Consider the following 24,465-nt stretch of genomic DNA (forward strand, 5'->3'; position numbering starts at 1 on the left):
CGATGCCTGCGCGGATGATCCCGCCGATGCTCCCGCCCGAGATACGCAGTGATCCGAAGCGAAGCGGCGAAACTGCGGTCTACGACCTGCTCGCGCAAGATCCGATCCTGACCGGTGCAACGGTATTCTACTCCTGTGAATGGGTCGGGCTGGACGGCGAGCTGCTGCGCGACGGGGAAGCCGACTTCGTGATTGCCCATCCGCAGATCGGTTTTCTCGTGCTCGAGGTCAAAGGCGGTCGTGTTCAGCGGCGCGTGGCCGACGGCAAATGGACGACGAAGAACCGCAACGACGAGGTTTTCGAGATCGAGAACCCTGTGCGTCAAGCGATGAAGTCGAAGAAAATCATCCTCAATGCGCTGAAGAAGCGCTGGCCCGGCAATGCGCCGTGGCTTTCGGCGAGGCACGGGGTGATCCTGCCTCATTGCAGCAGACCCGCCAATGCTGCGCATATGGGTGCAGCCGCTCCGCTGGAAATCTTCGCGTTCCGCGAAGACCTGCCCAATCTCGGCGCGCGCCTGCTGCAGATGATGGTCTGGAAGCCCGACGGAGAACGGGAGACTTTGGGCGGCCTCGGGCCCGCGGGTATCGCCATGCTCGAGGATTTTTACGGACGCGACATCGACTTCACTCCGCGCCTGTCGTCGGTCATCGAGGAATGCGAGGCGGCAATCGAAAAGCTCACCGAGACGCAGTACCGCTATCTCGATTTCCTCGGCACCACAAAACGAGCGCTCATTCAAGGAGGCGCGGGCACCGGCAAGACCGTTTTGGCGGCGGAGAAAGCGCGCCGCGCCAGCCGGGCGGATCGGCGGGTTCTCATGCTGTGCTTCAACCGACCGCTTCTCTTACAGCTTCGCAGCGAGCTTGAAGGCAGCACCGCATCGGTCGCGACGTTCCACGAGTTCTGCGCTCGCATGTGCCTTGAGAAGGGCATCGATCTCGACGCGGAGCGCATCGCTTGCGAGGAGCGGCACTTTTGGTCGGTCCGCCTCCCCGAACTGCTGACCGACATCGGGCTCGATATCCCGCCGGAGCAATACGATGACCTCATCATCGATGAAGGACAGGACTTCAAGTCGGTCTGGGTCGAAGCGCTCGGACTGTTCCTCGACCCTGAGGGCTCACTCTACGTCTTTCGCGACGACTTCCAGAATATCTACAGCGGCGATGATGCGACCGCGGCTGTGCAGGCCGAACCGCTTGAGCTGACCGAGAACGTGCGCAACACCCAGGCGATTTTCCGCGCTGGAAATGTCTTTCGGCAAGGCCGCGAACAGACGTGCCTCGGGCCGGAAGGCGCGCCGGTCAGTTGGGTGCCGTGCACTCAGGACAAAACCCTGCGAACAGTCGAAAAGGAATTGGGGCGACTGCTGACGGCGGACGACATCGCGCCTGGCGATATTGCCGTGCTGTGCGGCTGCGGTGCCGAAATGTCGGTCCTTCGAAAGGCGCCGACCTTGGCGGGGCGACATTGGACCCCTGCCGACGAGCCTGCCGACGATCGGATCATCGCCGACAGCATCATGCGGTTCAAAGGTCTTGATCGTACCGGTGGTGATCCTCTGCGAAATCGAGGAGGCCGATGCGGAAATCGCCTATGTCGGCCTTACACGTGCCAAGAGCCATCTCATCGTCATCGGCGATGAAGCGACTGTAGACCGGCTTGGCCGCAACGACGCCGCAAAAACAGCGTTGATCTAGATCAGCAACACACGGTGCTTGATGCTTCGTAGACTTACTCCGGATCGTTTCGCTCAAAAATGTCGCACAGGCGCTTACTGAGCATTTCAGCATCTCGCGTTTCGCATTCCCAGATCACTTCAGGCTGCCACCCGGCCGCGCGCAGAACTGCGGTCTGCTCGGCATCGCGCTCAACGGTACGTGCGAATTTCGATTCCCATAATCCCCTCCGCGTCGAGGGCATGGATGCGCGAGGACAATTTTCGTGACGGTGCCAGAAGCAGCCGTGAACGAAGATCGCCAGACGGTCCTTGGCGAGTACGATGTCGGGTTTGCCCGGAAGGTCCTTGCGGTGCAGGCGGAAGCGTCTGCCGAGTGCGTGCAGCGCGCGCCTGACCGTCAATTCCGGTTGGGTGTCCTTGCCCCTGACACGGCGCATGTTCTCGCTGCGCCGCTCTGGATCGAGATGGTCCACTTCTAGAGTCCAGCTTCAGGCGATCTGCTCGCGGCCTAGCTGATCGACCGTCTGAGCATTTTTCTGAAATGCGACGCAGGACATCATACAGTTTGGAGTTTGTCGAGTGCATCGACTTTCGTTTTGGGCTGCTCAAGTTTCTCAACGGCTCGGCCTCGGCGCAATAAAGGCAGAATGTGTCCAATCAAATGGCGTCCTAATTCTACCGGCACTGCATTGCCCACTTGTTTGCCAGAGGCAATCAGCCCGCCCGAGAACACGAAATCGTCGGGGAAGGTTTGGATTCTTGCAGCTTGCCGAACGGTTATACCGTGATGCTCGACGGGATGTACGAAACGCCCCTTTGATGGGTTAATGCACGCTGTTGTCATCGTCGGCGCGGGTAGTCGAGGGTCTATCCTGCCGTAGACGTCTTTATGTCCGTCATGAGTGCGGTGGCATGGAAGCACACGACCCGAGTCTTTCCGGCTTCCACCGTTCGGAGGCGTCTTGCGAAATGCTTCAACAAGCTCTGCGCTGTGTGTCATGTGAACGTCGTTTTGGTCATTGGACGCGGCGGGGAAGAATGCCGCCCCACAATTGACCCAAGGAGCAAGTTCAGGATCGCCTCGCCGAGCCGCCTCGTTCCCGTGCGTGGGAGCCGGAGGCCAACTCAAGTCACTCGCATCTAAACCTTTACGCAGCCCAAGAATGAACACTCGCTTTCGACGCTGCGGCAAACCATAGTCACGTGCATCAACAATAATGGGTTGTCTGATTTCGTACCCTGCGAGAGCTCCCTCGCGATAGAAACGATCAAGCGCTGACGCATGCCGGTCCCACAGCATTCCTGGAACATTCTCCATGAGAAATGCCGTCGGTGAAAAGGCTCTGACAAATTCGAAGTAGGTATGAATTAGATCATTGCGTTTATCGTCAATGCCGGAGCCCTTCAGTCGATGAGTTGAAAACCCTTGGCATGGCGGGCCGCCAAGAAGCAGGTCGCATTGATCGCCGTCCGAAAAGACCTCCCGAAAAGCCTTAGATGCATTTATCTCCCGAATGTCATCGGTGAAGAGCTGCGGCCCTATCGAACCAGCACAAAAATTCTTTCGGTAGGTATCAACCGCATGCTTGTCATTTTCAATCGCAAGCCGGACCCGCAAACCCGCCTGTTGCGCAGCTAAAGAAAAGCCGCCTGCACCTGCAAACAGATCGGCACAGTTCAACATTGCTTTCGACTCTTCTTTGACTGCCGGAAGATGATACACTCAAAATTGATCACGGACCCCCCAGACTTAGCTTTATCGTTCAAGTCATGTCACTTGTCGAGCCTGGAGGCCTTCGCTAGAAATTTTTGGCCTGGAGTGCAGTTTCAAAACAACAAATTCGTGTGATCGAGTCCCGCACTCTCAGATGACGAGTATCTTCCAGCCAATTCGTTGGAGTTCCTCACAAGCGCGTGCATCCCGGGCCTTGTCGTTCTCAAATTTCTCAAGCCACTTTGACGTGCTTGTGGCGGTTTCAATAAGGTCCTTCAACAGCGCCTACTCTGGCAAACGGCAACACCTTCACTCCGGCCTTCAGCTCGTCTAGATAGTCGCTCCACCACTGCGCCATCTGCACGCGCTCGTCCCAGTAATTGCCGCGATTGTAGATGCCTCTGATTGCGTTGCTGTCGCCGTGCGCTAGGGATCGCTCAATAGCATCCGGATGCCACTTACCGCTTTCGTTGAGGAAAGTCGAAGCAGTCGAACGGAAGCCGTGTGCAGTCACCACGTCGGGGCCGTAGCCCATCCGCCGCATGGCCTGGTTGATCGAGTTATCGCTCATGTACTTCAGGTGCGATTGCTGTGCAGGGAACATCTTCTCGAAGCCGCCAGTGTGGCAATGCAATTCGCGCAGCAAAAGCATCACTTGCTCTGACAATGGCACCGCGTGAAGTCGCCGGAGCTTCGTACGCTCAGCAGGGATGTTCCAAATTCTTTGACCCCAATCGATCTCGGACCATTGCCCCATTCGCATCTCACCCGGACGGGTCATGATGTGAGGCAATATCTGCATGGCAATGCGCACCAATGGTGTACCCGTGAACTCGTCGATATCACGTAGCAACTGTCCGAACTTGTCCGGGTCTAGGATCGCCGCACGATGGGTCACGATTGGGGTCGCCAACGCATCACCCAGATGCGCCGCTGGATCACTCTTGCAGAGCGAACAGGCAATCCCATGGCGGAACACCCTACTGGCGAGCGCGCGGGTTCTGTTGGCGCTTTCACGATGCCCTCTACGCTCGATCTTCTTGAGGCTTTCGAGCACCTCGACCGGCTCGATATCATTGATCGGGCGGCGCCCGATGTCGGGCTCAAGTAGTGAGACATACCAGCGCGCCTTGCGGATGGTCGATTCCGCCATCCCGCTGTCTTCCATGCGCACCTTGATGAAGTCCTCGGCGACGCTCTTGAAGCTGTTCCCGGCGTTCATGCGTGCCAGACGCTTCTTCCGTTTGCGTTCTAGCGTGGGATCGATTCCGTCGAGAACTTTTAGCCGCGCCACGTCCATCCGCTTGCGCGCATCCGCGAGGGATATGTCAGGCCATGCTCCCAAGGCCATCCGCTTTTCCCTTCCGGCGATGCGAAACTTGTATCGCCAGAGCTTCGACCCGTTCGGAAACACCTCCAAATAGAGGCCTTTTGAGTCGGTTTTCCGAAATGACACGCTTTTCGGGCGTAACCTACGGATTTCTTGCGCTAAAATCGGCATTTGGGGGCATGACCTTTCTGGCTGGCTTTATGCCCCCTTTCATGCCCCCAAATGGTGATAGACGTGGGGGCATGACGCGGGACAAAGCGGGAACATCAGAAAGTTAGAAATACCCCAAAAACCGCTGAAAATCAACGGTTTCGGGACGATTTGGGAGAAAGCTCTGGTGCCGCTTACGTGACTCGAACACGTGACCCCATCATTACGAATGATGTGCTCTACCAACTGAGCTAAAGCGGCAGCCGCCGCGGCTGCTTCCACTGAACAGCACGCGAAGTTTGGAGGCCCGAGCCGGAATCGAACCGGCGTACACGGATTTGCAATCCGCTGCGTCACCACTCCGCCATCGGGCCACCCCTTAGGTCTTTCAACCGACGGAGCGCGCGCACTAGCGATTCGAGCAGGCAAAGGCAATCGAAGAAATCGATCATGCGCCCGCTGCTTTGTGCGCGCGGGCCTTCCGTAACGACAATCTGGACGCGGCAGACTTTGCGCGGCAGGAGGATCGCATGACTATCGCCAGCCTGCTCGACCCCATCACCGGCACAGCCGGACCTGTCCGCCTCGAACACGCGACCGACTGGATGCAGGGGCGCACTCTCTATGGTGGAGCATCAGCGCTGGTTGCTTACACCATGGCGACCCGGGCTTTTCCCGATCTCCCTCCCTCCGCGCGGCACAAATCGGTTTCGTTGCTCCAATCGGCGAAGAGATTGAACTGTCCGCAAGCGTGGTGCGTCAAGGCCGCAATGTCACACAAGTGCGAAGCGAGATCTCGAGTGATGGCAAGCCAGCGCTAACCGCATTCTGGCTGTTCGGGGCCAGCCGCGACGCAAATGCCCAGCGCGCATCAGACGAGCCCGACAATTGGCCTGGGTCGCCCGAAGAAGCGCAGGGCGCGATGAAAACAGGTCAGGCACCTTCCTTCATTCAGAACAATTTCGACATTCGCTTTGGGCAAGCAAAGGGCGAAGATCACGGTCCGACCATTCGGCGCTGGGCCCGCCTGACTGAAGACCATAATCTCGATCTCGTTAGTCAGCTGGTGCTGATGGGCGATGTTATGCCGCCAGGCGCGATGCGGATCATGCAGCGCATGGGTCCGATCAGCTCGATCAATTGGTCCTTCAACGTGCTCGAACCAGAATCGACAAACTCAGACGGTTGGTTTCTGGCCGAAAACGCGAGCCAACATGCCGATGCGGGCTATTCCTCAGAGCGGTTGCGCATGTGGGACAGTCAAGGTCGCCAGATGCTGGATGGCCTGCAATGCGTGGCAGTATTCGGCTGAGCCAAAGCGGAGCGGCTCGGACGTCTCAAACGTCCTCGAAGTTTGCCGCGCGTTTTTCCATGCTTGCCATAACGGCTTCGACCTGATTTTTGGTGCGCATGACGCCGTGCTGTTCGATGCTCTCTTCGAGCAAGATCGCGTCGGTGTCGCGCTCAACCATGCCGTGTTGCAGGCGCTTTGCCGCGCGGATTGCATGAGGATTGCGGTTGGCAATTTCGCTGGCAATAGCCGTCGCGCGGGCGAGCGGATCCGTATCAACATAGGTCGCAAGACCAAGCGATTGCGCCTCTTGCCCGGTAAACTCCCGATTGGTGTAGATGAGCTCGCGCAGCACGTCGTCGCGGACCAAACCGCGCCACAGGGCATAGCCGCCCATGTCAGGCACAAGTCCCCATTTCATTTCCATGATTGCCATGCGGGTATCGGGATGCACAATACGGATATCCGCACCGCTCGCGATTTGCAGTCCGCCTCCGAAACAGACGCCATGGACAGCAGCGATTACCGGCACCGGTAGCTTGCGCCATTGCATGGCTACTTGCTGAAACTTATTGGAATTGCCGTAGGTCCGCTCGGTCAGTTCCGGCTCATCTGGGTCGCGCGGACGGGAGAAATTCGATAGGTCAAGGCCTGCGCAAAAGGCACGCCCTTCACCCGATAGGACCACTGCACGAAGGCCTTTGAGCCGTTGCAGGCGGCTACCCGCCTCAATGATGCGTTCGAACATTTCCGGGTCGAGCGCGTTCATCTTATCACCGCGTGTAAAGCGGACTTGCGCAACCCCGTCATCGCCAAATTCAATTGCCAGTCGATCGTTGGCGGGCATCATTGCGGTCTCGGTCACTACGGTCTTCCTATCCTGTGCGCTCTAACTCTCGCGCACAGTAAAGTCTGGCTCAACCGCTTGTTCAAGTCCAGACCGATCACTCGCTGCGTTCGAATGCTCCAGGATCGTTAGGTACATCAAGATAATATCCACCGTCTGGATGCGTTGCCAAGATGCTGCCCAACCCAAAGGGCTGAAGCTTTGCGCGGACCCGAGCAACATGGACAGCCACACTGTTTGTTTCCGGTTCAAAATTGATCCGCCAAACATCTGCCAAAAGCTGCTGTTTGGTCATTGGAACTCCAGGCTGTTCTGCCAAACGCCAAATGAGCTCGAACTCGCGGGGATGCATTCCCATCCAGCGATCCTCAACACGCCCGTCGCGATGGAACAGATCGAGTGTAACATCACCTGCCTCTCGAAATCGCGGAATCGATGAATCCCCGTCTGGAACAACATTATAATTTGCAATCGAAGTCACAATTCCTCCCCCATGCGCATCGAATACGCGGCGTGCCTAGTGATAATAACGTGATCTAGAAGTTCGATATCGAGCGCCTTTCCGACCTCGATAAGCCTCGTTGTTTCGTTGATGTCGCTGCGACTGGGACGACAGACACCCGACGGGTGGCTATGCGCAACGAGAAGCGAGCTCGCCCCACAATCCAAAGCAACGCCGAACAATTCGCGCAATCTGAACGAAACTGACGATGCTTTGCCGTGCCCCATGCTCTTGTCGGCCAGATATTCCCGGTCGGCATCGAGAAAAACGGCATGAAACCGCTCAATGATGCGTCCACTTTCGGACATAGCTTCACGCAAGAAATGGACGAAGTGGGGTTCGGCAATGTTCGAAAACCGATCGACGTATACCGGGGGACCTTGGGGTGGTGACAGCAGCGTGTTGAACAATGATAGCATGGCTCAAACCTTCCCAGCTTGAGCAAGCGGCAAATGATCGGTCAATTCGGAACCTCTCCAGTCGCGGTAATCGCCATAATTCTTCTTGCGCCTTATGTGCCGGATCAATCCGAGCAACATGATCGCGAGTTGAAAATAGGACGGCCCGATCACCAAGATCGCGTAAGCAATCGGCGTGACAGTATCGGCCAACCCGCGCGCCATGTGAGCAGACATGGCAACAATCTGAAATCCCGCCACCCAGAGGGTGTAATTACGATTTGCTTGAAGTGCGATGCCAACGAAGATTACGCATGCCACAACATCTGATGCAACCAGTAGAATGCTACGGTCACTGATGATCAGAGGCTCATCGGTGACTGCCTCCAGAAAAACGGTTGGAACAATGAATAGGGACACAAACGTGACCCCAATCAACCTTTCCGGTTTCCCGCCCCAGCGCCACATCGCCAGCACTAAAAGCACGCTGGCGATGCGGTAAGCTGCGACCCGATTTTCAAGAATCAATTCAAGCATGCTGCTTTGCGCTCTCTACAGTGCCTCAAACTCCCGATGCGCTGTCGCCGTCTCCGAAATTGCCCCTTCTGGAAATTCCGTCGGAATGTTGTGATCACCACCCATCGTCTCTCTTGCGACGGTGCTCAATTCGTCGTGCACACGCAATAGGCTTGTCGACATTTGCATCGCCTGCGCTTCGGCTTGGTTGAGACGCATAAGTGCCTTTTGGCCAACATGCACTTCGACACCCGGATTTTGACGGGCTTTGAGCATGGCCTGCTTCAGACGGGCAAAAGCGATCATGGATTCGTCTGCGAGCGCTTCGGCTTCGCGGATCAGCTTCTTCATGTTGCGGGCGTCAGTTAGAACCTGGTCGTTCATTGAGGATCTCCAAATCCTCTCCGCTCACCTAGAGGAATGTTCTTCTTCCGCGGGGACGCGCGCCTTACCGTCCATCGCTTCACTAACGGACACTGCTGCAGTCACGGTCAGGACAACCGCTGCCAGCACTCCAAATGCGATCGCGATGATCGCTGCGAACCGAAACAAGACGGCATGCTCGCCGTCGAGCACCCCGGGGACAACCTTTGGTTCTTCTCTGCGCCCCCATGGCGCATCGACCAACATAGGCAACACATCACTAAGGACGAGTTTGCCCGGGTCATCCCGCTCAGGAAATTGGCGGCTTTCGCTTTCGTCAGGGAGCTGATTTTTCGTGTATACAGGTTCGCTTAAGGGCCTGTCGGGGGCTTCGGATCGATCTTCTAATCGCCGATCAGCGCGGTCGGTATGGATTTCTTCGGCAGGATTGGATGCGCGGTATTCCTCGACCAGCTCATTCAAGCTGTCGACTTCAAAAATGTCTTTCAGAGCACGGATATGCTGATTGATACGCGTCTCAGACACACCAAGTTCTTGCGCGATCACCTTGATTGGGACGCGTCGGTCAATTCGCTCGATCACGGCTGCCTGCCTATCGGTAAGCGACCGCGAATTGGCGGGGGGCATCTAATCCTCCTTTTCGCCGTGTTCTACGTGATATTTAACTCACGAGAGGCCGTTATGCTCCGCTATGGAGCAAATTTAATTTGATCCCGAGAAAAGCCGTCATTTCTTGACGTTAAGCCCAAGAGAAATAAAGTATTTCCTAATATTTCTGGCAGCCTGCCTCAACCTTTGTTCGTTTTCAACCATAGCTATTCTAACGAAGCCTTCACCCTCTTCGCCATAACCAACGCCAGGCGCAACGGCGACTTCGGCTTCGGTCAAGAGTTGTTTAGAAAATTCAAGGCTTCCCATGTCTGCTAAGGCCGGTGGCAGTGGGGCCCAAGCAAACATCGATGCAGGCGGTGGAGGGACATCCCAGCCCGCTCGAGCGAATGCTTCGACCATCACGTCGCGCCGCTTCTTGTAAAGCTGTCGGTTGCTTTCAACGATATCTTGCGGGCCGTTCAGTGCTGCACATGCGGCGGCCTGAATTGGGGTGAAGGCCCCATAATCGAGGTACGATTTCACCCGAGTTAGGGCTGCAATCAGTTTTTTGTTACCGACGGCAAAACCCATCCGCCATCCGGCCATCGAATAGGTCTTCGACATACTGGTGAATTCGACCGCGACGTCTTTCGCACCTTTGACCTGCATGATCGAAGGCGTCGGCTCATCACCGTAGTAGAGCTCCGAATAGGCCAAGTCAGAAAGTAGCCAGACCTTATTGTCGCGCGCCCATTCGACGAGGCGTTCGTAGAATGCGAGGTCGACGACCTCAGCCGTCGGGTTCGATGGATAGCTCACGACCAGAACACTTGGACGCGGGACTGTGAAGTTCATCGCACTCTCGAGCGACCGCCAATAATCCTCGTTGGGCGTAGTCGGGACAGCGCGAATGGTGGCGCCGGCAATGATGAAGCCGAAGGTGTGGATCGGGTACGAGGGATTTGGCGCGAGCACGACATCACCCGGTGCAGTGATTGCATTGGCAAGGCTAGCGAGACCTTCCTTCGATCCCATAGTCACCACGACTTCGGTTTCCGGGTCCAGATCCACACCAAAACGGCGTTCGTAATAATTAGCCTGCGCGCGGCGCAGCCCTGGAATGCCCTTTGACTGCGAATATCCGTGCGCATCGGGTTTTGATGCGACCTCACACAGCTTGTCGATGACATGCTGAGGGGGCGGCTGATCGGGATTGCCCATCCCGAGGTCGATGATGTCCTTACCGGCTGAGCGCGCCTCATGCCGCATCGCATTCACTTCCGCGATGACATAAGGAGGAAGCCGCTTCATCCGATAAAATTGGTCATTCATTGCCGTTTAAACCCAGTTTTGCGCAATCATTGTCGTTGCAGACGCATGAATCATGTTAGGCGAAGTTCAGCCGCACTGGAAAGCATATTTAGATTTTATCTCGCGGAACCGCGCGAAGGCCCGTACATTGCAATTTCAAACCGGAGCAGACGATCAATCCATGCCTAAAGACGACACATTTTTCACCGGCGCGCTTGGGGGCGAAGCCATCCGCTCATTCTTCGATATGCAAGGTGAAGCGATGCGGGAAATGTTTTTACAGTCCTCTGCTGGAGCACAAAACACCGGTTCGAGCGGTACCGCGGACTTGTTCAAATCAGCGCCGGATGCAGCGGAGCTTGGAGAATGGGCCAAGGCGGGAACCGAGTTGCAGCAGATGTGGCTGGATTTCGCCGCGCATCAGGCCAAGCAGACGGTCAAGAAATTTGGCGAAGCCAAAAATCCACTCGATCCGGCACAGTGGATATTGATGACCCAAAGTCTGCTGAAACAAGCACCAACCCACCCGATCGACGGGCCGGCGAAATTGGCGCAAGACACTTTGGACATTTGGAAGAGCGTGTTTGGTCAGTTTGCGATGCCTGGCTCGGCTCAGAACGATGCTGACGAAGGCAGCGCCGACGCATTGCCGCGAAAAGACCGCCGCTTTGCCGATCCCGCCTGGCAAGAGCACCCGGCATTTGCGCTGCTGCATCAGACCTATCTGATGCTCGCGGAGTATTTCCAGAAGTCAGTGAAATCGATGGATGGGATTGATCGAGAGAAGCGCAGGCAGCTGGAATTTGCGGTGAGCGCACTGGTCGACGCGATGAGCCCTGACAATTTCCTACTGACCAACCCCGTTGTGCTCAAGCGGACGATGGAAACGCGCGGACAAAATCTTGTGCGCGGCATGCAGCATCTCATCAATGATCTGAAGCGCGGGCAATTGACCCACACGGATGCTGACGCTTTCACTCTTGGCAAGAACCTTGCGGCCAGCCCTGGCAAAGTCGTGCATGAGACTCCTCTGTTCCAGCTGATCCAGTACAGCCCATCAACCGATGAGGTGATGGAAACCCCGCTGCTGATATTCCCTCCGTGGATCAACCGGTTTTACATTCTCGATCTGACCCCGAAGAAGAGCTTTATCAAATGGGCCGTCGATCAGGGCCTGACTGTCTTTGTCGCCAGTTGGAAGTCAGCTGATGAGACGATGGGCGACGTCGTGTGGGATGACTACATTCGCGCTCAGATGGAAGCGATCGACGTGGTGCGCGACCGCCTGAAAGTGCCGAACGTGCACGCAATCGGATATTGTGTAGCGGGCACGACGCTTGCCGCGACGCTCGCAGTGCTGGCGCGGCGCGGCGAAGCTGACAAGGTCAAGAGCGCGACATTCTTCACAGCTCAAGTCGATTTCGAAAAGAGCGGAGAGCTGAAGCACTTCATCGAAGACAATCAGCTCGAGATGATCGGCAAACTATCGCCCGATGGGTATCTCGACGGTCGTTATCTTGCTGCGACTTTCAACGCTCTGCGCGGTAAAGACCTGATCTGGAACTACGTCGTGAACAATTACCTGCTTGGCGAAGACTATCCGGCGTTCGATCTGCTGCACTGGAACGGGGACGTAACCAATCTGCCGTCCAAATGGCACAATGATTATCTGCGCGACCTTTACCGCGACAACAAACTAGTCGTGCCCGATGCGCTCTCTGCCGATGGCACGTCGATCGATCTGACCCAGGTCAAAACCCCCACCTTCGTCCAAGCGGGCAAGGAAGATCACATCGCGCCTGCCGAGAGCGTCTGGCGGATCACCGATCACTTTTCTGGTCCGGTTGAATTCCTGCTCGCTGGATCGGGACATATTGCCGGTGTGGTCAATCCGCCGGCGGCGAACAAATACCAATATTGGCTCGGAGACAGCGACGCCCCTTCACTGAAGGCATATATCGAAGGTGCAGAAGAGCACCCGGGCAGTTGGTGGCCACATTGGTTGCAATGGCTCGAGGCCCAGTCTCCCGAGCGCGTGCCTGTAAAAGGCAAGCGAAAGCCGGGTGGCCGTGGTGACAAAGTGATCGAAGATGCCCCTGGCAGGTACGTCAAGACGCGTTAAGTTTCTGGCTACGCTACATTTTTCCGATTATTGTGCAGTGCACAAAAAATGCTTGACTTCGCAGTTGCAATCACTATTTTGTGCAATGCAACATAAAGTGAGGTTCCCATGGCCACCAACGCCACATCGAAAATTGATGCCGCTGCTGAGAAAGCATACGCTGAAGCCGCCGCCAACAAGGGCGTAAGCGAAAAAGCTGTCGAGAAGGCAGTAGAAGCCGACGCTCCAAAGCCCGAAGCGAAACCAGCTGTCGTCAAGAAAGCTGTAGCCGCTCCAGCAGCCAAAAAGGCGGCACCTAAAAAGGCTGCTCCAAAGAAGACCGCTGCGAAGAAAGCGACCGCCAAGAAGGCTACTGCCAAGAAAGCTCCGGCTCGTAAGGCTGCGGCCAAAAAGGTCGTGACGAAGAAGACCGCTGCGAAAAAGCCAGTCGCCAAGAAAGCGCCAGCAAAGAAGGCAGCGAAGACAGCCGAAACAAATCCAGTCATCAAACTGAAGGACACCATCATGGCTACTGCCAAGAACACCGATTTCACAGCGACCGCCAAGGAAGTGGCTGCTGACGTACAAGAGCGCGTGAAGACTGCCGCTGCCAAGGGTGGCGAGTTCGCGACCGAAGTAAACGAATTCAACAAAGCGAATGTCGAAGCCGTCGTCGAATCTGGCAAGATCCTCTTCGCTGGCATGCAGGACATGGGCCGCGAGCAGGTCGAAACCGGCAAGACTGTTGTCGAAACCGTCACCGCCGACGTGAAGAAGATGGCTGGCGTCAAGTCGCCAACCGAACTCATGCAGATGCAGGGCGAGCTCGCTCGTCGCAACTTCGACGCTGTTGTTTCTTACGGCTCGAAGCGCACCGAAGCTTGGGTGAAGCTCTACAACGAAGCATTCGCTCCAATCTCAAATCGCGTAAGCGTCGCTGCCGAGAAAGTCTCGAAGGCCGCTTAATCTAAGCGATTGATTTTCAGAGCCAGCCTCTCCCTCTCTCCCAACTGGCTCTTGGAAACGCGCTCAAAGCGCAAGGGCTGAACAGACCAACGGTTTGTTCAGCCCTTTTTCGTCTGAAATCCGTATGTCGCTTGGATAGATTCGCCCAGCCAAGCATTTAAGCTGCAAGACGAACCTTGCAGATACCCGCACCATTGACGATATTGCAGCCAACATGATCACGACCACGCCTTCTCTTGCGCATGTCGCGCACCATGACCCCTTGCTTCCGCGTCTTGCGGATAACGATCAGGATGGCGACGGCGATTCCGATAGCGAAGTTGGCATCGCGACCAAGACCCGCACGAAGCCGAAGAAGCCGAGCCAGTATAAGGTTCTGCTCCTCAACGATGATTACACCCCTATGGAATTCGTGGTGATGGTGCTGAAGCGCTTCTTCTCGATGGATTTGGAGCAAGCGACGCGCGTCATGCTGCATGTCCACCAAAAGGGCGTCGGCGTGTGCGGCATCTTCACCTATGAAGTCGCCGAGACAAAGGTGAACCAGGTGATGGACTTCGCCAAGCAAAACCAGCACCCGCTCCAGTGCACTTTGGAAAAGGCGTGATCCGCGTCGCGCCTGTGATCTGAACGCATGCGCCAGCCTCACCATCCTGAACCCGATCCGATCGGCCCCGGTCAGGAAAGCGTGTGGGACTACCCTCGCCCAGCCATTGCTGAGCCGACGCGGCGGCGGCTTGAGATTATTCACCGAGGCATTGTTCTAGCCGATACCAGACGCGCCTACCGCACGCTGGAGACAAGCCATCCACCAACCTATTACATCCCGCAAGCCGACATCGCGATGCAACACCTCGATCCTAATCCGCGCCGTTCGCTGTGCGAGTGGAAGGGACAGGCGCATTATTGGGATGTCGTAATCGACGACAAGCGGATCGAGGCGAGTCGCATGGCATTACCCTTCGCCCACCCAGTCCTTCACGCCAATTGCGGGACACATAGCATTTTACCCCGATCCCTTCGACGATTGCCGGATCGACGGGCAGACAATCATTCCCCAACCCGGCGGATTTTACGGCGGTTGGATCAGCCAATATGAAGCGGGGCCGTTCAAGGGCGTGCCTGGTAGCCGGTTCTGGTAGACGCATTGCCGCAGAAATTACGGCCCTAGGCACATGACCGCGCGTAAATTTGGCGCTATGGGAAACTCACAAGCTGTTCACGCTCGGTGTCTTAGCCAAGCGAAAGAGTGAAACCAAACGATACCAAGGCCAATTCAACCATCGTGCTCAACGCCTTCCCCAGCATAGACCGATATATATTCCGGCTGGTGATCTTCCCGATGCTGGGCGTGCTCGCGCTCGCAGCGTCGCTTTTGATGCTCGACAAGATGCTTCGGCTGTTCGACTTCGTCGCGGTCGAAGGCGGCCCGATTGACGTCGTATTCAAGATGCTCGGTGCACTTGTGCCTGAATATGCCAGCCTTGCGATCCCGCTCGGGCTTTTGCTCGGCGTTCTGCTCGCCTTTCGCAAACTCGCGACTTCGAGCGAGCTCGATACGATGCGCGCTGTGGGTTTAAGCTATTGGCGGCTGCTGCGCGTCCCTTACGCGATCACGGCAGTACTTATGGCGATCAATGTCGCACTGGTTTTCTATGTTCAGCCGATCAGCCGGTATTATTACGAGCAGATGGAATATGACCTGCGCTCTGGCGCACTCGGCGCTTCGATCAAGGTCGGGGAATTCACCACGCTCGCCGATCGGATGGCGCTTCGCATTGAAGAAAGCGAGGAGGAAGGGCGGCGATTGATCGGGATTTTCGCTCGCGTGGCAAACTCCGAAGGCCAAGTGCTCTCGATCAGCGCACGCGAAGGCTCCTTCCTCGCCACCAGCGACGACCCGAACACAATCATCCTCCGTCTGTCCGAAGGGACAATCGTGCAAGACACCGGCAGCGAAACACCGCGCGTGCTCTCATTCAGCCGTCACGATCTCCCAATCGACCTTCCTGCCATCGAAGAATTCCGCGCGCGCGGGGATGCTGAGCGGGAATATATCCTCCCCGAATTGCTGAGGATCGGCTGGTCGGAAAACGAAGAAGAGATCAAGCGCGACGCGAGCCAAGCGAGTTTCCATTTCCGATTGGTCGAAGTGGTCATGATGGCGCTGTTGCCGCTGCTAGCCGTGGCACTTGCGATACCGCCCAAGCGATCGACCAGCGCATTGGGCGTGTTCGTTTCGATTGTGATGGTAGTCGCCTATCACAAGATTAATCAGTACGGCGAAGACATCGCCTCGCTCGGGCGGGTCGATCCGATCATAGCGCTTTGGGGGCCGTTCGTGCTGTTCGCAGCCTTGATCCTGTGGATGTATTACCGGGTCGCGCACGTGCCCGGCGGTCAAGCGATCGGCGCTCTAGAAACCTTTGCCGCCAAGGTTGGCAAAGCGATCCGGAAGCTGTTCAGTCGCCGCAAGCCGCACAAGCTGCGCGGGCCTGATCCCGATCTGCAGACGTCTCCGGCTGAATAATCATCATGCAGCTCGACTTCTTCCCCTCGCGCACGCTTACGATCTATCTCGCCAAGATGTTTGTGGTCCGCATCCTCGCCGTGTTGGTGATGCTGGTCCTCGTGCTGATGATGCTGGACTTACTGTCCAACACAGGTGAGATCCTCGCGGTCGAGGGCAATGGCGATGCCGAGGTTTGGAAATATGTCAGCCTGCGCGTGCCTCAATTGATTTCCCGCTTCCTGCCCTATTCGGTGCTGCTGGCGACACTGATCACGCTGGTGACGCTCAACCAAAACAGCGAAGTCGTCTCGATGAAGGCCGCCGGTCTGTCGGCGCATCAAGTGCTCGCCCCGCTCCTGCTCACAGCGAGCCTCGTCTCTATCATCAGCTTCGCGTTCAACGAGCGGGTGGTGACGCGCGCTACCGGCACGCTCAAGGCGTGGGAAGCGGCCGAATACGGGCCGATCCCTGAGCAATCCAACCTCAAGGCGAATGTCTATCTAACGGACGGAGATAGCATCCTGTCCGCAGCCAATGTCAGCGGAACCGGCAATGCGATCACCATGAGCAAGGTCACTTGGTACGAGCGCGCACCTGGCGGCATCATCCGCGAACAAGTGCGTGCGGACCGAGCGACCTATGCCAACCCCGGGTGGAAGCTCGAGAATCCCGTGCGCTTCAGCGTCGGCAGCGCGACCAATGAGGAGCTGGACAGTCTCGTGGTCGGCCAGGGACTGACGCCTGAGCGAATTGACCTGCAATCGGTTGATCCCGATGCGCTGTCCTTCAGCGAGCTTGGTCGCACCATCCAGGCCTATCAGGCAGCTGGCCGAAGGACATCCGAGATGGAAGCAAAATGGTGGCACAAGCTTTCGGGGCCCTTGTCGGCATTCCTGATGCCTCTGCTGGGCGCGGTGGCAGCCTTTGGCCTCGCCCGATCCGGCCAGCTGTTCGTTAGAGCGATCATCGGCATGGCGCTCGGATTTGCCTATTTTGTGGTCGACAACGCCGCGCTCGCAATGGGCAGCTTCGGCGGATATCCGCCTTTCCTCGCGGCATGGGCGCCTTTTTTGCTGTTCGTTCTGGTCGGAGAGACGGTGCTGATCCGCACCGAAGAATGAGCGATTGGTCGCTACGCCTTGCGCGTCTCGAAGATGCCGCAGTGATGCCGCCGATTGAGGCGCGAGCCGGAAAAATGTTCGAGACGATCGAAGGGCTTGCTGGCATCGCAGGTCAACGCACTGTGCCTGTCGAGCGCCTGCAGCGTTACATTCGCAAAGGACACTGTTTGATTGCGCATTCTGACGATCAGCCAGCGGGTTTCCTCGTAAATGAGCCGTTCCAGCGCGAGTTGCATATTTGGGAATTCAATGTCGATCCTGACCACCAAAGGCGCGGTATCGGCGCTGGGTTGCTCAGGGCATGCCAGATTGATGCCCGCAATTCTGGCTTTAAAGCTCTGACTCTCACGACATTTCGAGATGTGCCGTGGAACGCGCCCTTCTACTCTCGGCTGGGTTTTGAGGAAGTTGTCGCGCTTGATGCACACCCAAGGCTTTCGGGCGAATTGGCGATCGAGGCCGATCATGGCCTTCCTGCCGAACGTCGCTGCGCAATGATACACTTCATCGAGTGAATTTGGCGCTCTGCGCAGCTTTGCCTATGCTGCGGCAATCAGGAGAGAGACGATGCGCAAATATCTCATCATTCGCTCTGCAGCTGCGGCTTTGCTGCTCAGCGCATGCGGTGGGCGCGAGGCAGAGGACACCTCAGCCACGCTCGTCGAGGGCGGTGAAACCGTCCCCATCACTCGCGAAGACGGCGGCGAGTTTCCTGAAGGGGACCCAGGTTCGCTTGCAGATGGCGGTGCAACTGCGCGCGATAGACCGAACTCAGACGTCGAGATAACCAGCGATGCCAATAGCGCCTTAACAACCAGCGGTGGCTCTCCCAATTCAATGATCAGCGGAAAAAGCGACGCGCCGACTGGCGGGAAAGCCTCTAAGCTGCAGAAGATGGACCCGGCGATCTAAGCCGGAATCAGCCCGATCAGCGCATCATAGTGCTGCGTGCTATCCGGTACGACGAGTGCAAACATGCCGGGGTGGTTCGCGCCTTCATAGGTCGAGCCATTACCCAGGTCCTTCGCCAATCGGCGGTGCGCCTCTGGCAAATCATGATAGGGCATCGAGGGCATCAGGTGGTGTAGCGCGTGATACCGCAGACCAACCGGCGCCCAGATTTCGGCAATCACGCCGGGCGGCGGCACATTGACGCTATCGAGAAATTGCGCGGTTACCGTCATCGGTTCACCCTCATTCTCCCAAAGATGCGCCACCAATGTGCGCAATTGGTTGAGCGTGGCTGTCAGCGACAAGATGGCGAGCGCAATCAGCAGCGGCTTCCAACCCAGAACCTGCGTGCTCGCAAGCAAGATCCACGACCAGACAAACACGCCAAATTCCTGCCACGCGACGCGCTTCTTGAAGTCGCCTTCAGGGAGTTTACGGCGAAAATCAGGGTTGATCGAGAGCGATGAAAACCGCTCCCAGATAAGGCGGCGCACCGGCGGAATAATTGCGCCCAATGGGACAAGGATCGCTGCACGCACTATCAGGGCAATGGGAGCGAGCAACGCGACGAGCACGAAAGCGGGAAGGCTCCAAGGTTTCATCAGCGCCAGCGGGAGATATTCGGGGTCTTCGATCGTCCCATATTGCGTGCGCTTGTGATGGATTACATGCACGCCTTCATACATGAAGCTCGGCGTCAGAAGCGGAATGCCGACCAGCAAGTTCCAGCCTGTGCGAAAGCCGGGAAGCGCGTTCTTGTGAATGTGCGTGAGCTCGTGGATGAACATCAACGAGCGATAGAGTGCGAGCGCTGCGACCAATCCAAACAGGACGGCCAACGGAACGCTGTCGGTCAGTATCGCCGCTGCAATCCCGCCATAGCCGACCGCAGTCGATAAGAGCATGTCGGGCCAATAGACAGCCGCTTTGGCTTCACCCAAATCCTTGGTCAGATCGCGCGCGGCCCGCAGCATGGCCTTGTCATCTTCGGTCTGAAATTGCGCACGCGTTGCCTTGGCCGGCACGCCTTCGGGCGTGTCAGCGGCAGGGGCAAGAGGGGAATTCATCATAGACATGGCGGCGATTTCTAAGCGTCGTTTAGGGGATTTGGAGGGGAAGGACAAACTCATCCTGTTGGCAAGAGTAATCGATTCTCTTGCGCACTGCGCCCTGCACAGACACAGATGCTGCTTAGCTTTTGCTGAATAGGGCACTGTGCATGGATGGTGAGCAAATAAGTATCGAGGCGGTTGAGGGCAAGCGCGGACGAGCCCAATTCGTCGATCTGGGGCGCGAATTCGCGGCCAAAGTGCCCAATTATGTGCCGCAATTGCGCGCCGAGTTGTTAGAGCTCGTCAATCCAGACAAGAATCCGTTCTTCGGACACGGCACAGCGCAGCTATTCATTGCATATCGAGGCGGGCAAGCCGTTGGTCGGATTTCAGCTCATTACGATGAACTCGCACTTGGCATGCCACCAGAACAAGGCTTTGGACCTGGAACCGGCAATTTTGGTTATTTTGACGCAGCCGATGAAGGCGTAGGCGCGGCCTTGCTTGGGCGCGCTGAGCAGTGGCTTCGCGAAAAAGGTATGACCCGCTCTGTTGGTCCAATCTCGCTGGCAATGTGGGAAGAACCCGGTCTTTTGGTTCGCGGACAAGACCATGCGCCAATGGTAATGATGGGACATCACCCCGAAGAATACGCCGGTTGGATTGAAAGCTCAGGTTATGAACGGGCGAAGACACTCTACACCTATGATCTTGACATTGTGAACGATTTCCCTCCTCTCGTGCAAAGGATCGTTAAATCGGGCCGCCGTAATGAGCGGATCAATATTCGCCGAGTAGACAAGTCGAATTGGGACAGGGACGCTGCCATCGTCCTCTCAATCCTCAATGATGCATGGTCGGACAACTGGGGCTTTACACCGTTCACGCCTGAAGAAGTCGCCTATGCTGGCAAAAAGCTAAAGACCATCATATTTGAACCGCTCAATATGATCGCCGAAGTGGACGGCAAGCCGGTTGCATTCATGCTGACTTGGCCCGACATCAATGATGTGCTGGCGCGAATTGACGGTAAGCTCTTTCCGTTCGGGTGGTTCCATATGCTTCGATGGCTGCGTGCGCCTCGAGGTTCAGGAATGCGCGTCCCTTTAATGGGTGTGGCAAAGGAATTGCACAATTCGCGGCTGGCGAGCCAGCTAGCTTTTATGATGATCAACGAAATCCGAGAAAGCGCGTACACGACTTTTGAGTCAAAGCGCGCAGAAATCGGGTGGATATTGGAAGACAATCAGGGAATGGTTGCAATCGCTGATACGATTGGCAGCACAATAAACCGCGAATACGCGATCTACGAGAAATCACTGGCCTGACCCGAACCCACGAGAATCCAAGCCCCACGAAAAAAGGCCTCCACATCGCAATGTGGAGGCCTTGGGATCGTATCACTGCCGCTTGGACGGGAGGGGGGTCTCGGCGGTGATGACAACAAAATGCGCGGAGATGAACTCGGTTCCCGCATTCTTCAAAAAAAGATTCTGCTCTAGTCCGAATTGGATGGAAACCTGTTTCGGCTCGGCGCCGCTCGATCGATATGCGCCCGCTTATCCGAGCGGGATCAATCTTTTATCAAGGCAGTTGAAATTCTTTGTCGAGCGGCGCACTAGGCTCGTGAGGTCAGAAAATCCGATAAGGAAAACCACATGTCATTGGGTCAGGACGTAGCAGCCAATCTACCTTTTTTGCGTCGCTATGCGCGCGCGCTCACCGGCTCTCAGGCCACTGGAGATGCCTTTGTCCGGGCGACATTGGAGGCGGCGCTGGCAGACGAGGAACTGAAGCGCTCACTCGAAGAAGGTAGGGTCGCGCTCTATGCTGCTTTCAACAAAGTCTGGTCGAGCGCCTATCTGCAAGTGGACACCGAAGAGAGTGTCGTTGGCGACCATGAAGCGGCGGCGCACGAGCGACTCAATACGATCACTCCGCTCAATCGGCAGGCCTTGTTGCTCACGACGCTCGAGGACTTCACAGCGGCCCAAGCGGCGCAGGTCATGGAGCTGAGCCCGGAAGCGATCGAGAAGCTCGTAACCGAAGCAATCGCTGAAATCGATCGGGAATCAGCAACCGATGTGCTGATCATAGAAGATGAGCCGCTCATTTCGATGCAGCTGGAAGACCTAGTCGCATCGCTCGGCCACACCATCTGCGGCACCGCAGCGACGCGAACTCAGGCTCAGGAAGTGGTCGGCAGCAAAACGCCAGGACTTGTTCTGGCAGACATCCAGTTGGCGGATGGCTCATCAGGTCTCGATGCGGTCGATGACATTCTTGCGATCGGGGATGTTCCGGTGATCTTTATCACAGCCTATCCGGAACGGCTTCTTACGGGCGATCGACCTGAGCCGACCTATCTCGTCACAAAGCCATTTGAAGAACGCACCGTGAGCGCAGCCATCAGCCAAGCTCTGTTTTTCGGTTCAAGCAAACCGATCGACTGACGACTTAATTCACGCCTCTTCGGCGTCCGGCGCTTGATCGGGCTGCCTGATCTGAAAATCATCGCGTTGGCGCACAGCCACCTGCAAAATGCAGCGGACACCATCCGGCTCGAAGTCGAGTGTGACAGGTTGCTTGAGCTCGTGCGCCACAATCTTCTGGATCAAGTCCGTTCCGAAGCCGTTTTCGCGCATCGGGCTAACTGGTGGACCGCCAATCTCCTGCCACTCAATCTCCGCCAGATGCTCTTTGACAAGACGCCAGTTGATCTTGACCAGTCCTTGACCGTCACTGAGCGCGCCAAATTTGGCCGCGTTGGTTGCAAGCTCATGCACTGCCTGCCCAAAAATCAACGCATCATTGGGGGCCAAATTGACATCCGGTCCCTCCATTTCGACCATTTGGCCATAGGACGCACTGACATGAGTCAGCTCAGCCTCAAGGACGCTGCGCAAAGGCGTAGTGCCCCATTGGGATTGGGTAAGCAGATCATGAGTTGCCGAAAGCGCCCGAATTCGTCCCTCAAAACTATCCGCAAACTCGTCGAGACTGCTTGAGCGGCGGCGGGTCAAAGCCAGGATCGACAAGACATTCGCCAGCGTATTCTTGACCCGGTGATTGAGTTCTCGCGTCAGTGAATTCCGGATCGAAAATTGTTCCTCGAAAAATGCAAGCCGGGTCTGATTTTCTGCCGCTTGCCGTCCCATCATGCGGGCCAAAAGAAACATCAGACCGGCAAGGATGAGGCCAAAGAACAAGGCGCCATAGGACAGCGCGCTCAATACGCCCGAGGCCCGAGGCTCGACCGACAATATGTAATCTTTGCCGGCGAGTGCTACGCGCACGTCGAGCATCTCTGTTTCGCGAAGTCCGCTAGCAGTGGTCGCCAATAGTTCAGGACCTCCATCGCGTGCTTCGTGCAGAGAGGCGTCCAAATTGCCGTGAGAAGATGCCAGAATAGCAGCTCGCAAAAGCGCATCAGCATCAAACGGCACAAACAGGTAGTTGGTCGGTCCAGCTTGCCCATCGCTAGCGGACCTGGACGGAGCGTTTTGGAAAGCCACCAATATGACCAGCGACATCTTCTCAGGCAGCCCGGACGATCCGGGTGATGACGCGATCTTTGCCGACGCGGTTGGTTGAGCATTTGTCACCGCAAGATCGAAAGCCTCGCCAAATTCGGGAATGCGGCCCAAATCGAACCTGTCCCAATCGGACGAACCCTCATATTCTGACACGAATGTCTCGACTATTTCTGATCTGTTGCCCGATCTCTCTGCGAACTGAACGGAGGCCAGACCAATCCCACTACCGCCAAATTCAGAGAGGTTGATGCGCCTTGCAAAGCGCTCGAATGCGACCACATCTTCGTCTGAAGAGCTTTCAAGCAATGCCTGCCCGGCAAGCAGGTATGAAGTCGCGTCTTTGACGTGATGCTGCAATGACGAAGCCACCGCTAGAGCCGCTTCACGTGCTTGGGCCTTGCGGCTTTCGCGAGAGCTCGTTTCGATCGCGAGTACGCTGAACAATGTAATCGCCACGATCACCATGAACAGGGCAAGCGGTATGGCTCGCGGATAGCTTACCAGCCAGTCGCGAGCCTTCTGGGTTGCCCCAAACCGTTTTTCCCCCGATGCCTCTTTGTGCACGTTCCGCTCTTTTTTGCTACTGTGCGGGGAACCATACATTGGCGGTATCGTTCCCGTATCGAACAGACAAAGTCGAGCCAATCTGGCGCTACATGTAATGTAGTCCACTCGTATCAGAGGTTATCAGCAGGTCCATGACCTCAGGAAAGAAATCAGATTCGGGCAGCGCTGCAAGCTCAGCCGACGGCGATCCAGGTAAGCTGGATCAGCCACAATGGGCCAATGGTCTCAAGCAGCTATATGATTCTGTCGTTGATGAGCCATTGCCTGACAGCTTCAAAGATCTCCTTTCAAAGTTTGACGATGAGAGCGCGGATGAAAGCGACCAGAAATAATGGCTGCGGAAGAACGGACCGCGGCTGAAAAAGCCGAATTCAAGCGGGAGCTGACCGCAGTCGTGCCGCACTTGCGCGCATTCGCTCGCGGATTATGCGGTCGTCCCGACATGGCCGACGACCTTGTGCAAGAAGCTTTGCTGAAAGCCTGGGCGGCTCAAGCACGTTTTGAGCCGGGCACGTCGATGCGCGCATGGACTTTTGTGATCCTGCGCAATGCCTATCTCACGGACATGCGCCGCAACCGCTTTCGCGGGGATTACGACGAAGGGGTTGCGGAGCGCATTCTGACCGCACCAGCCGGACAGGAAGAACCAATCCACCTTTCTGACATGCACCGTGCGCTGCTCACTCTCCCTCCAGAACGGCGCGAAGCCCTATTGCTGGTCGGCGCTGGCGGATTTTCTTACGAAGAAGCGGCGCAGATTTGCGGCTGCGCCGTCGGCACAATCAAAAGCCGCGTCGGGCGCGCGCGTGCAGCGCTGAATGACATGCTCGCGGAAGGCAATATCCCGCAGCGCTCCATCGAGGATGAAACCGCGCACCGTGCGATCCTTGAAGAGCTGGACAATGTCGCCGCGGGCAATGGTGAGACAGCCAAGACCTGA

Annotated in this window: 25 protein-coding genes, 2 tRNA genes and 2 pseudogenes; 15 read left to right on the top strand and 14 right to left on the bottom strand. The window is 56.6% G+C overall.

Features of this window, described 5'->3' with window-relative positions; translation table 11 throughout:
* Nucleotides 1-2 precede the first annotated feature (2 nt).
* Entirely contained in the window at nucleotides 3-1,649 is a 1,647-nt protein-coding gene (locus ACZ1GU_RS12710; protein ID WP_472648346.1) for an NERD domain-containing protein, read from the top strand.
* An 89-nt stretch (nucleotides 1,650-1,738) separates the two neighbouring features.
* Here the strand turns inward: ACZ1GU_RS12710 and ACZ1GU_RS12715 are convergent, their stop codons facing one another.
* The 5 genes from ACZ1GU_RS12715 to ACZ1GU_RS12735 form a co-directional block, all read right to left on the bottom strand.
* A complete protein-coding gene (locus ACZ1GU_RS12715) occupies nucleotides 1,739-2,122 on the bottom strand; it encodes a very short patch repair endonuclease (protein ID WP_472648779.1) in 384 nt (127 codons plus the stop codon).
* Between the two features lie 119 nt (nucleotides 2,123-2,241).
* Nucleotides 2,242-3,408 carry a DNA cytosine methyltransferase gene (locus ACZ1GU_RS12720; protein WP_472648347.1) on the bottom strand — a complete coding sequence of 389 codons (1,167 nt, stop codon included), beginning with the start codon at nucleotides 3,406-3,408 and terminating at the stop codon, nucleotides 2,242-2,244.
* Nucleotides 3,409-3,661: 253 nt separating this feature from the next.
* On the bottom strand, nucleotides 3,662-4,900 hold the full coding sequence (locus ACZ1GU_RS12725; RefSeq protein ID WP_472648348.1) for a tyrosine-type recombinase/integrase: 1,239 nt from the start codon (nucleotides 4,898-4,900) through the stop codon (nucleotides 3,662-3,664).
* A gap of 164 nt (nucleotides 4,901-5,064) precedes the next feature.
* Nucleotides 5,065-5,140, bottom strand: a tRNA-Thr gene (locus tag ACZ1GU_RS12730).
* A gap of 39 nt (nucleotides 5,141-5,179) precedes the next feature.
* Nucleotides 5,180-5,253, bottom strand: a tRNA-Cys gene (locus ACZ1GU_RS12735).
* Between the two features lie 156 nt (nucleotides 5,254-5,409).
* On the opposite strand from ACZ1GU_RS12735, the gene ACZ1GU_RS12740 reads away from it, so the two are divergent.
* Both ACZ1GU_RS12740 and ACZ1GU_RS12745 read left to right on the top strand, forming a co-directional pair.
* A complete protein-coding gene (locus ACZ1GU_RS12740; protein WP_472648349.1) occupies nucleotides 5,410-5,700 on the top strand; it encodes a hypothetical protein in 291 nt (96 codons plus the stop codon).
* A complete protein-coding gene (locus ACZ1GU_RS12745; protein WP_472648780.1) occupies nucleotides 5,619-6,191 on the top strand; it encodes an acyl-CoA thioesterase in 573 nt (190 codons plus the stop codon). The genes ACZ1GU_RS12740 and ACZ1GU_RS12745 overlap by 82 nt, the downstream gene beginning before the upstream one ends.
* 25 nt (nucleotides 6,192-6,216) lie before the next feature.
* Here the strand turns inward: ACZ1GU_RS12745 and ACZ1GU_RS12750 are convergent, their stop codons facing one another.
* The 7 genes from ACZ1GU_RS12750 to ACZ1GU_RS12780 form a co-directional block, all read right to left on the bottom strand.
* The gene (locus ACZ1GU_RS12750; RefSeq protein ID WP_472648781.1) at nucleotides 6,217-7,020 is read right to left on the bottom strand and encodes a crotonase/enoyl-CoA hydratase family protein; all 804 of its coding nucleotides are present in this window, start codon (nucleotides 7,018-7,020) and stop codon (nucleotides 6,217-6,219) included.
* A gap of 94 nt (nucleotides 7,021-7,114) precedes the next feature.
* Nucleotides 7,115-7,498, bottom strand: a complete 384-nt coding sequence (locus ACZ1GU_RS12755; RefSeq protein ID WP_472648350.1) for a winged helix-turn-helix domain-containing protein — start codon at nucleotides 7,496-7,498, stop codon at nucleotides 7,115-7,117.
* On the bottom strand, nucleotides 7,495-7,938 hold the full coding sequence (locus tag ACZ1GU_RS12760) for a JAB domain-containing protein (protein ID WP_472648351.1): 444 nt from the start codon (nucleotides 7,936-7,938) through the stop codon (nucleotides 7,495-7,497). Before ACZ1GU_RS12760 ends, ACZ1GU_RS12755 begins: the two co-directional genes overlap by 4 nt.
* 3 nt (nucleotides 7,939-7,941) lie before the next feature.
* A complete protein-coding gene (locus ACZ1GU_RS12765; protein ID WP_472648352.1) occupies nucleotides 7,942-8,454 on the bottom strand; it encodes a hypothetical protein in 513 nt (170 codons plus the stop codon).
* A gap of 15 nt (nucleotides 8,455-8,469) precedes the next feature.
* A complete protein-coding gene (locus ACZ1GU_RS12770) occupies nucleotides 8,470-8,817 on the bottom strand; it encodes a hypothetical protein (RefSeq protein WP_472648353.1) in 348 nt (115 codons plus the stop codon).
* A gap of 24 nt (nucleotides 8,818-8,841) precedes the next feature.
* Entirely contained in the window at nucleotides 8,842-9,444 is a 603-nt protein-coding gene (locus ACZ1GU_RS12775) for a hypothetical protein (protein WP_472648354.1), read from the bottom strand.
* A 99-nt stretch (nucleotides 9,445-9,543) separates the two neighbouring features.
* Complete coding sequence (locus tag ACZ1GU_RS12780) at nucleotides 9,544-10,740, bottom strand: LL-diaminopimelate aminotransferase (protein WP_472648355.1); 1,197 nt, start codon at nucleotides 10,738-10,740, stop codon at nucleotides 9,544-9,546.
* 160 nt (nucleotides 10,741-10,900) lie between these two features.
* Between ACZ1GU_RS12780 and ACZ1GU_RS12785 the strand changes: the two genes are divergently transcribed.
* From ACZ1GU_RS12785 to ACZ1GU_RS12820, 8 genes and pseudogenes are all read left to right on the top strand, one after another.
* A complete protein-coding gene (locus ACZ1GU_RS12785) occupies nucleotides 10,901-12,841 on the top strand; it encodes a PHA/PHB synthase family protein (RefSeq protein ID WP_472648356.1) in 1,941 nt (646 codons plus the stop codon).
* A gap of 108 nt (nucleotides 12,842-12,949) precedes the next feature.
* Nucleotides 12,950-13,786 (top strand): phasin family protein, encoded by an 837-nt coding sequence (locus tag ACZ1GU_RS12790; protein ID WP_472648357.1) that lies wholly within the window; start codon nucleotides 12,950-12,952, stop codon nucleotides 13,784-13,786.
* Between the two features lie 214 nt (nucleotides 13,787-14,000).
* The gene (clpS, locus tag ACZ1GU_RS12795) at nucleotides 14,001-14,393 is read left to right on the top strand and encodes an ATP-dependent Clp protease adapter ClpS (protein WP_472648358.1); all 393 of its coding nucleotides are present in this window, start codon (nucleotides 14,001-14,003) and stop codon (nucleotides 14,391-14,393) included.
* Between the two features lie 186 nt (nucleotides 14,394-14,579).
* Nucleotides 14,580-14,928, top strand: a pseudogene (locus ACZ1GU_RS12800) (DUF427 domain-containing protein).
* A 143-nt stretch (nucleotides 14,929-15,071) separates the two neighbouring features.
* Nucleotides 15,072-16,316: an LptF/LptG family permease gene (locus ACZ1GU_RS12805; protein ID WP_472648782.1), complete on the top strand. Its 1,245-nt coding sequence runs from the start codon at nucleotides 15,072-15,074 to the stop codon at nucleotides 16,314-16,316.
* Nucleotides 16,317-16,321: 5 nt separating this feature from the next.
* Nucleotides 16,322-17,419: an LPS export ABC transporter permease LptG gene (gene lptG / locus ACZ1GU_RS12810; protein ID WP_472648359.1), complete on the top strand. Its 1,098-nt coding sequence runs from the start codon at nucleotides 16,322-16,324 to the stop codon at nucleotides 17,417-17,419.
* The gene (locus ACZ1GU_RS12815) at nucleotides 17,416-17,934 is read left to right on the top strand and encodes a GNAT family N-acetyltransferase (protein WP_472648360.1); all 519 of its coding nucleotides are present in this window, start codon (nucleotides 17,416-17,418) and stop codon (nucleotides 17,932-17,934) included. The genes lptG and ACZ1GU_RS12815 overlap by 4 nt, the downstream gene beginning before the upstream one ends.
* 52 nt (nucleotides 17,935-17,986) lie before the next feature.
* Complete coding sequence (locus tag ACZ1GU_RS12820; RefSeq protein ID WP_472648361.1) at nucleotides 17,987-18,331, top strand: hypothetical protein; 345 nt, start codon at nucleotides 17,987-17,989, stop codon at nucleotides 18,329-18,331.
* Between the two features lie 16 nt (nucleotides 18,332-18,347).
* On the opposite strand, the pseudogene ACZ1GU_RS12825 reads toward ACZ1GU_RS12820, so the two are convergent.
* A pseudogene (locus ACZ1GU_RS12825) lies at nucleotides 18,348-19,437 on the bottom strand (fatty acid desaturase family protein).
* A gap of 152 nt (nucleotides 19,438-19,589) precedes the next feature.
* Here ACZ1GU_RS12825 and ACZ1GU_RS12830 point away from each other — a divergent pair.
* Nucleotides 19,590-20,750 carry an N-acetyltransferase gene (locus ACZ1GU_RS12830; protein WP_472648362.1) on the top strand — a complete coding sequence of 387 codons (1,161 nt, stop codon included), beginning with the start codon at nucleotides 19,590-19,592 and terminating at the stop codon, nucleotides 20,748-20,750.
* A 330-nt stretch (nucleotides 20,751-21,080) separates the two neighbouring features.
* The gene (locus ACZ1GU_RS12835) at nucleotides 21,081-21,875 is read left to right on the top strand and encodes a response regulator (protein ID WP_472648363.1); all 795 of its coding nucleotides are present in this window, start codon (nucleotides 21,081-21,083) and stop codon (nucleotides 21,873-21,875) included.
* Between the two features lie 9 nt (nucleotides 21,876-21,884).
* Here the strand turns inward: ACZ1GU_RS12835 and ACZ1GU_RS12840 are convergent, their stop codons facing one another.
* Nucleotides 21,885-23,522: a sensor histidine kinase gene (locus ACZ1GU_RS12840; RefSeq protein ID WP_472648364.1), complete on the bottom strand. Its 1,638-nt coding sequence runs from the start codon at nucleotides 23,520-23,522 to the stop codon at nucleotides 21,885-21,887.
* Nucleotides 23,523-23,656: 134 nt separating this feature from the next.
* Between ACZ1GU_RS12840 and ACZ1GU_RS12845 the strand changes: the two genes are divergently transcribed.
* Nucleotides 23,657-23,857: a NepR family anti-sigma factor gene (locus ACZ1GU_RS12845; protein WP_472648365.1), complete on the top strand. Its 201-nt coding sequence runs from the start codon at nucleotides 23,657-23,659 to the stop codon at nucleotides 23,855-23,857.
* Nucleotides 23,857-24,465 (top strand): sigma-70 family RNA polymerase sigma factor, encoded by a 609-nt coding sequence (locus ACZ1GU_RS12850; protein WP_472648366.1) that lies wholly within the window; start codon nucleotides 23,857-23,859, stop codon nucleotides 24,463-24,465. Before ACZ1GU_RS12845 ends, ACZ1GU_RS12850 begins: the two co-directional genes overlap by 1 nt.

Source organism: Erythrobacter sp. HA7-11, from assembly GCF_055693605.1.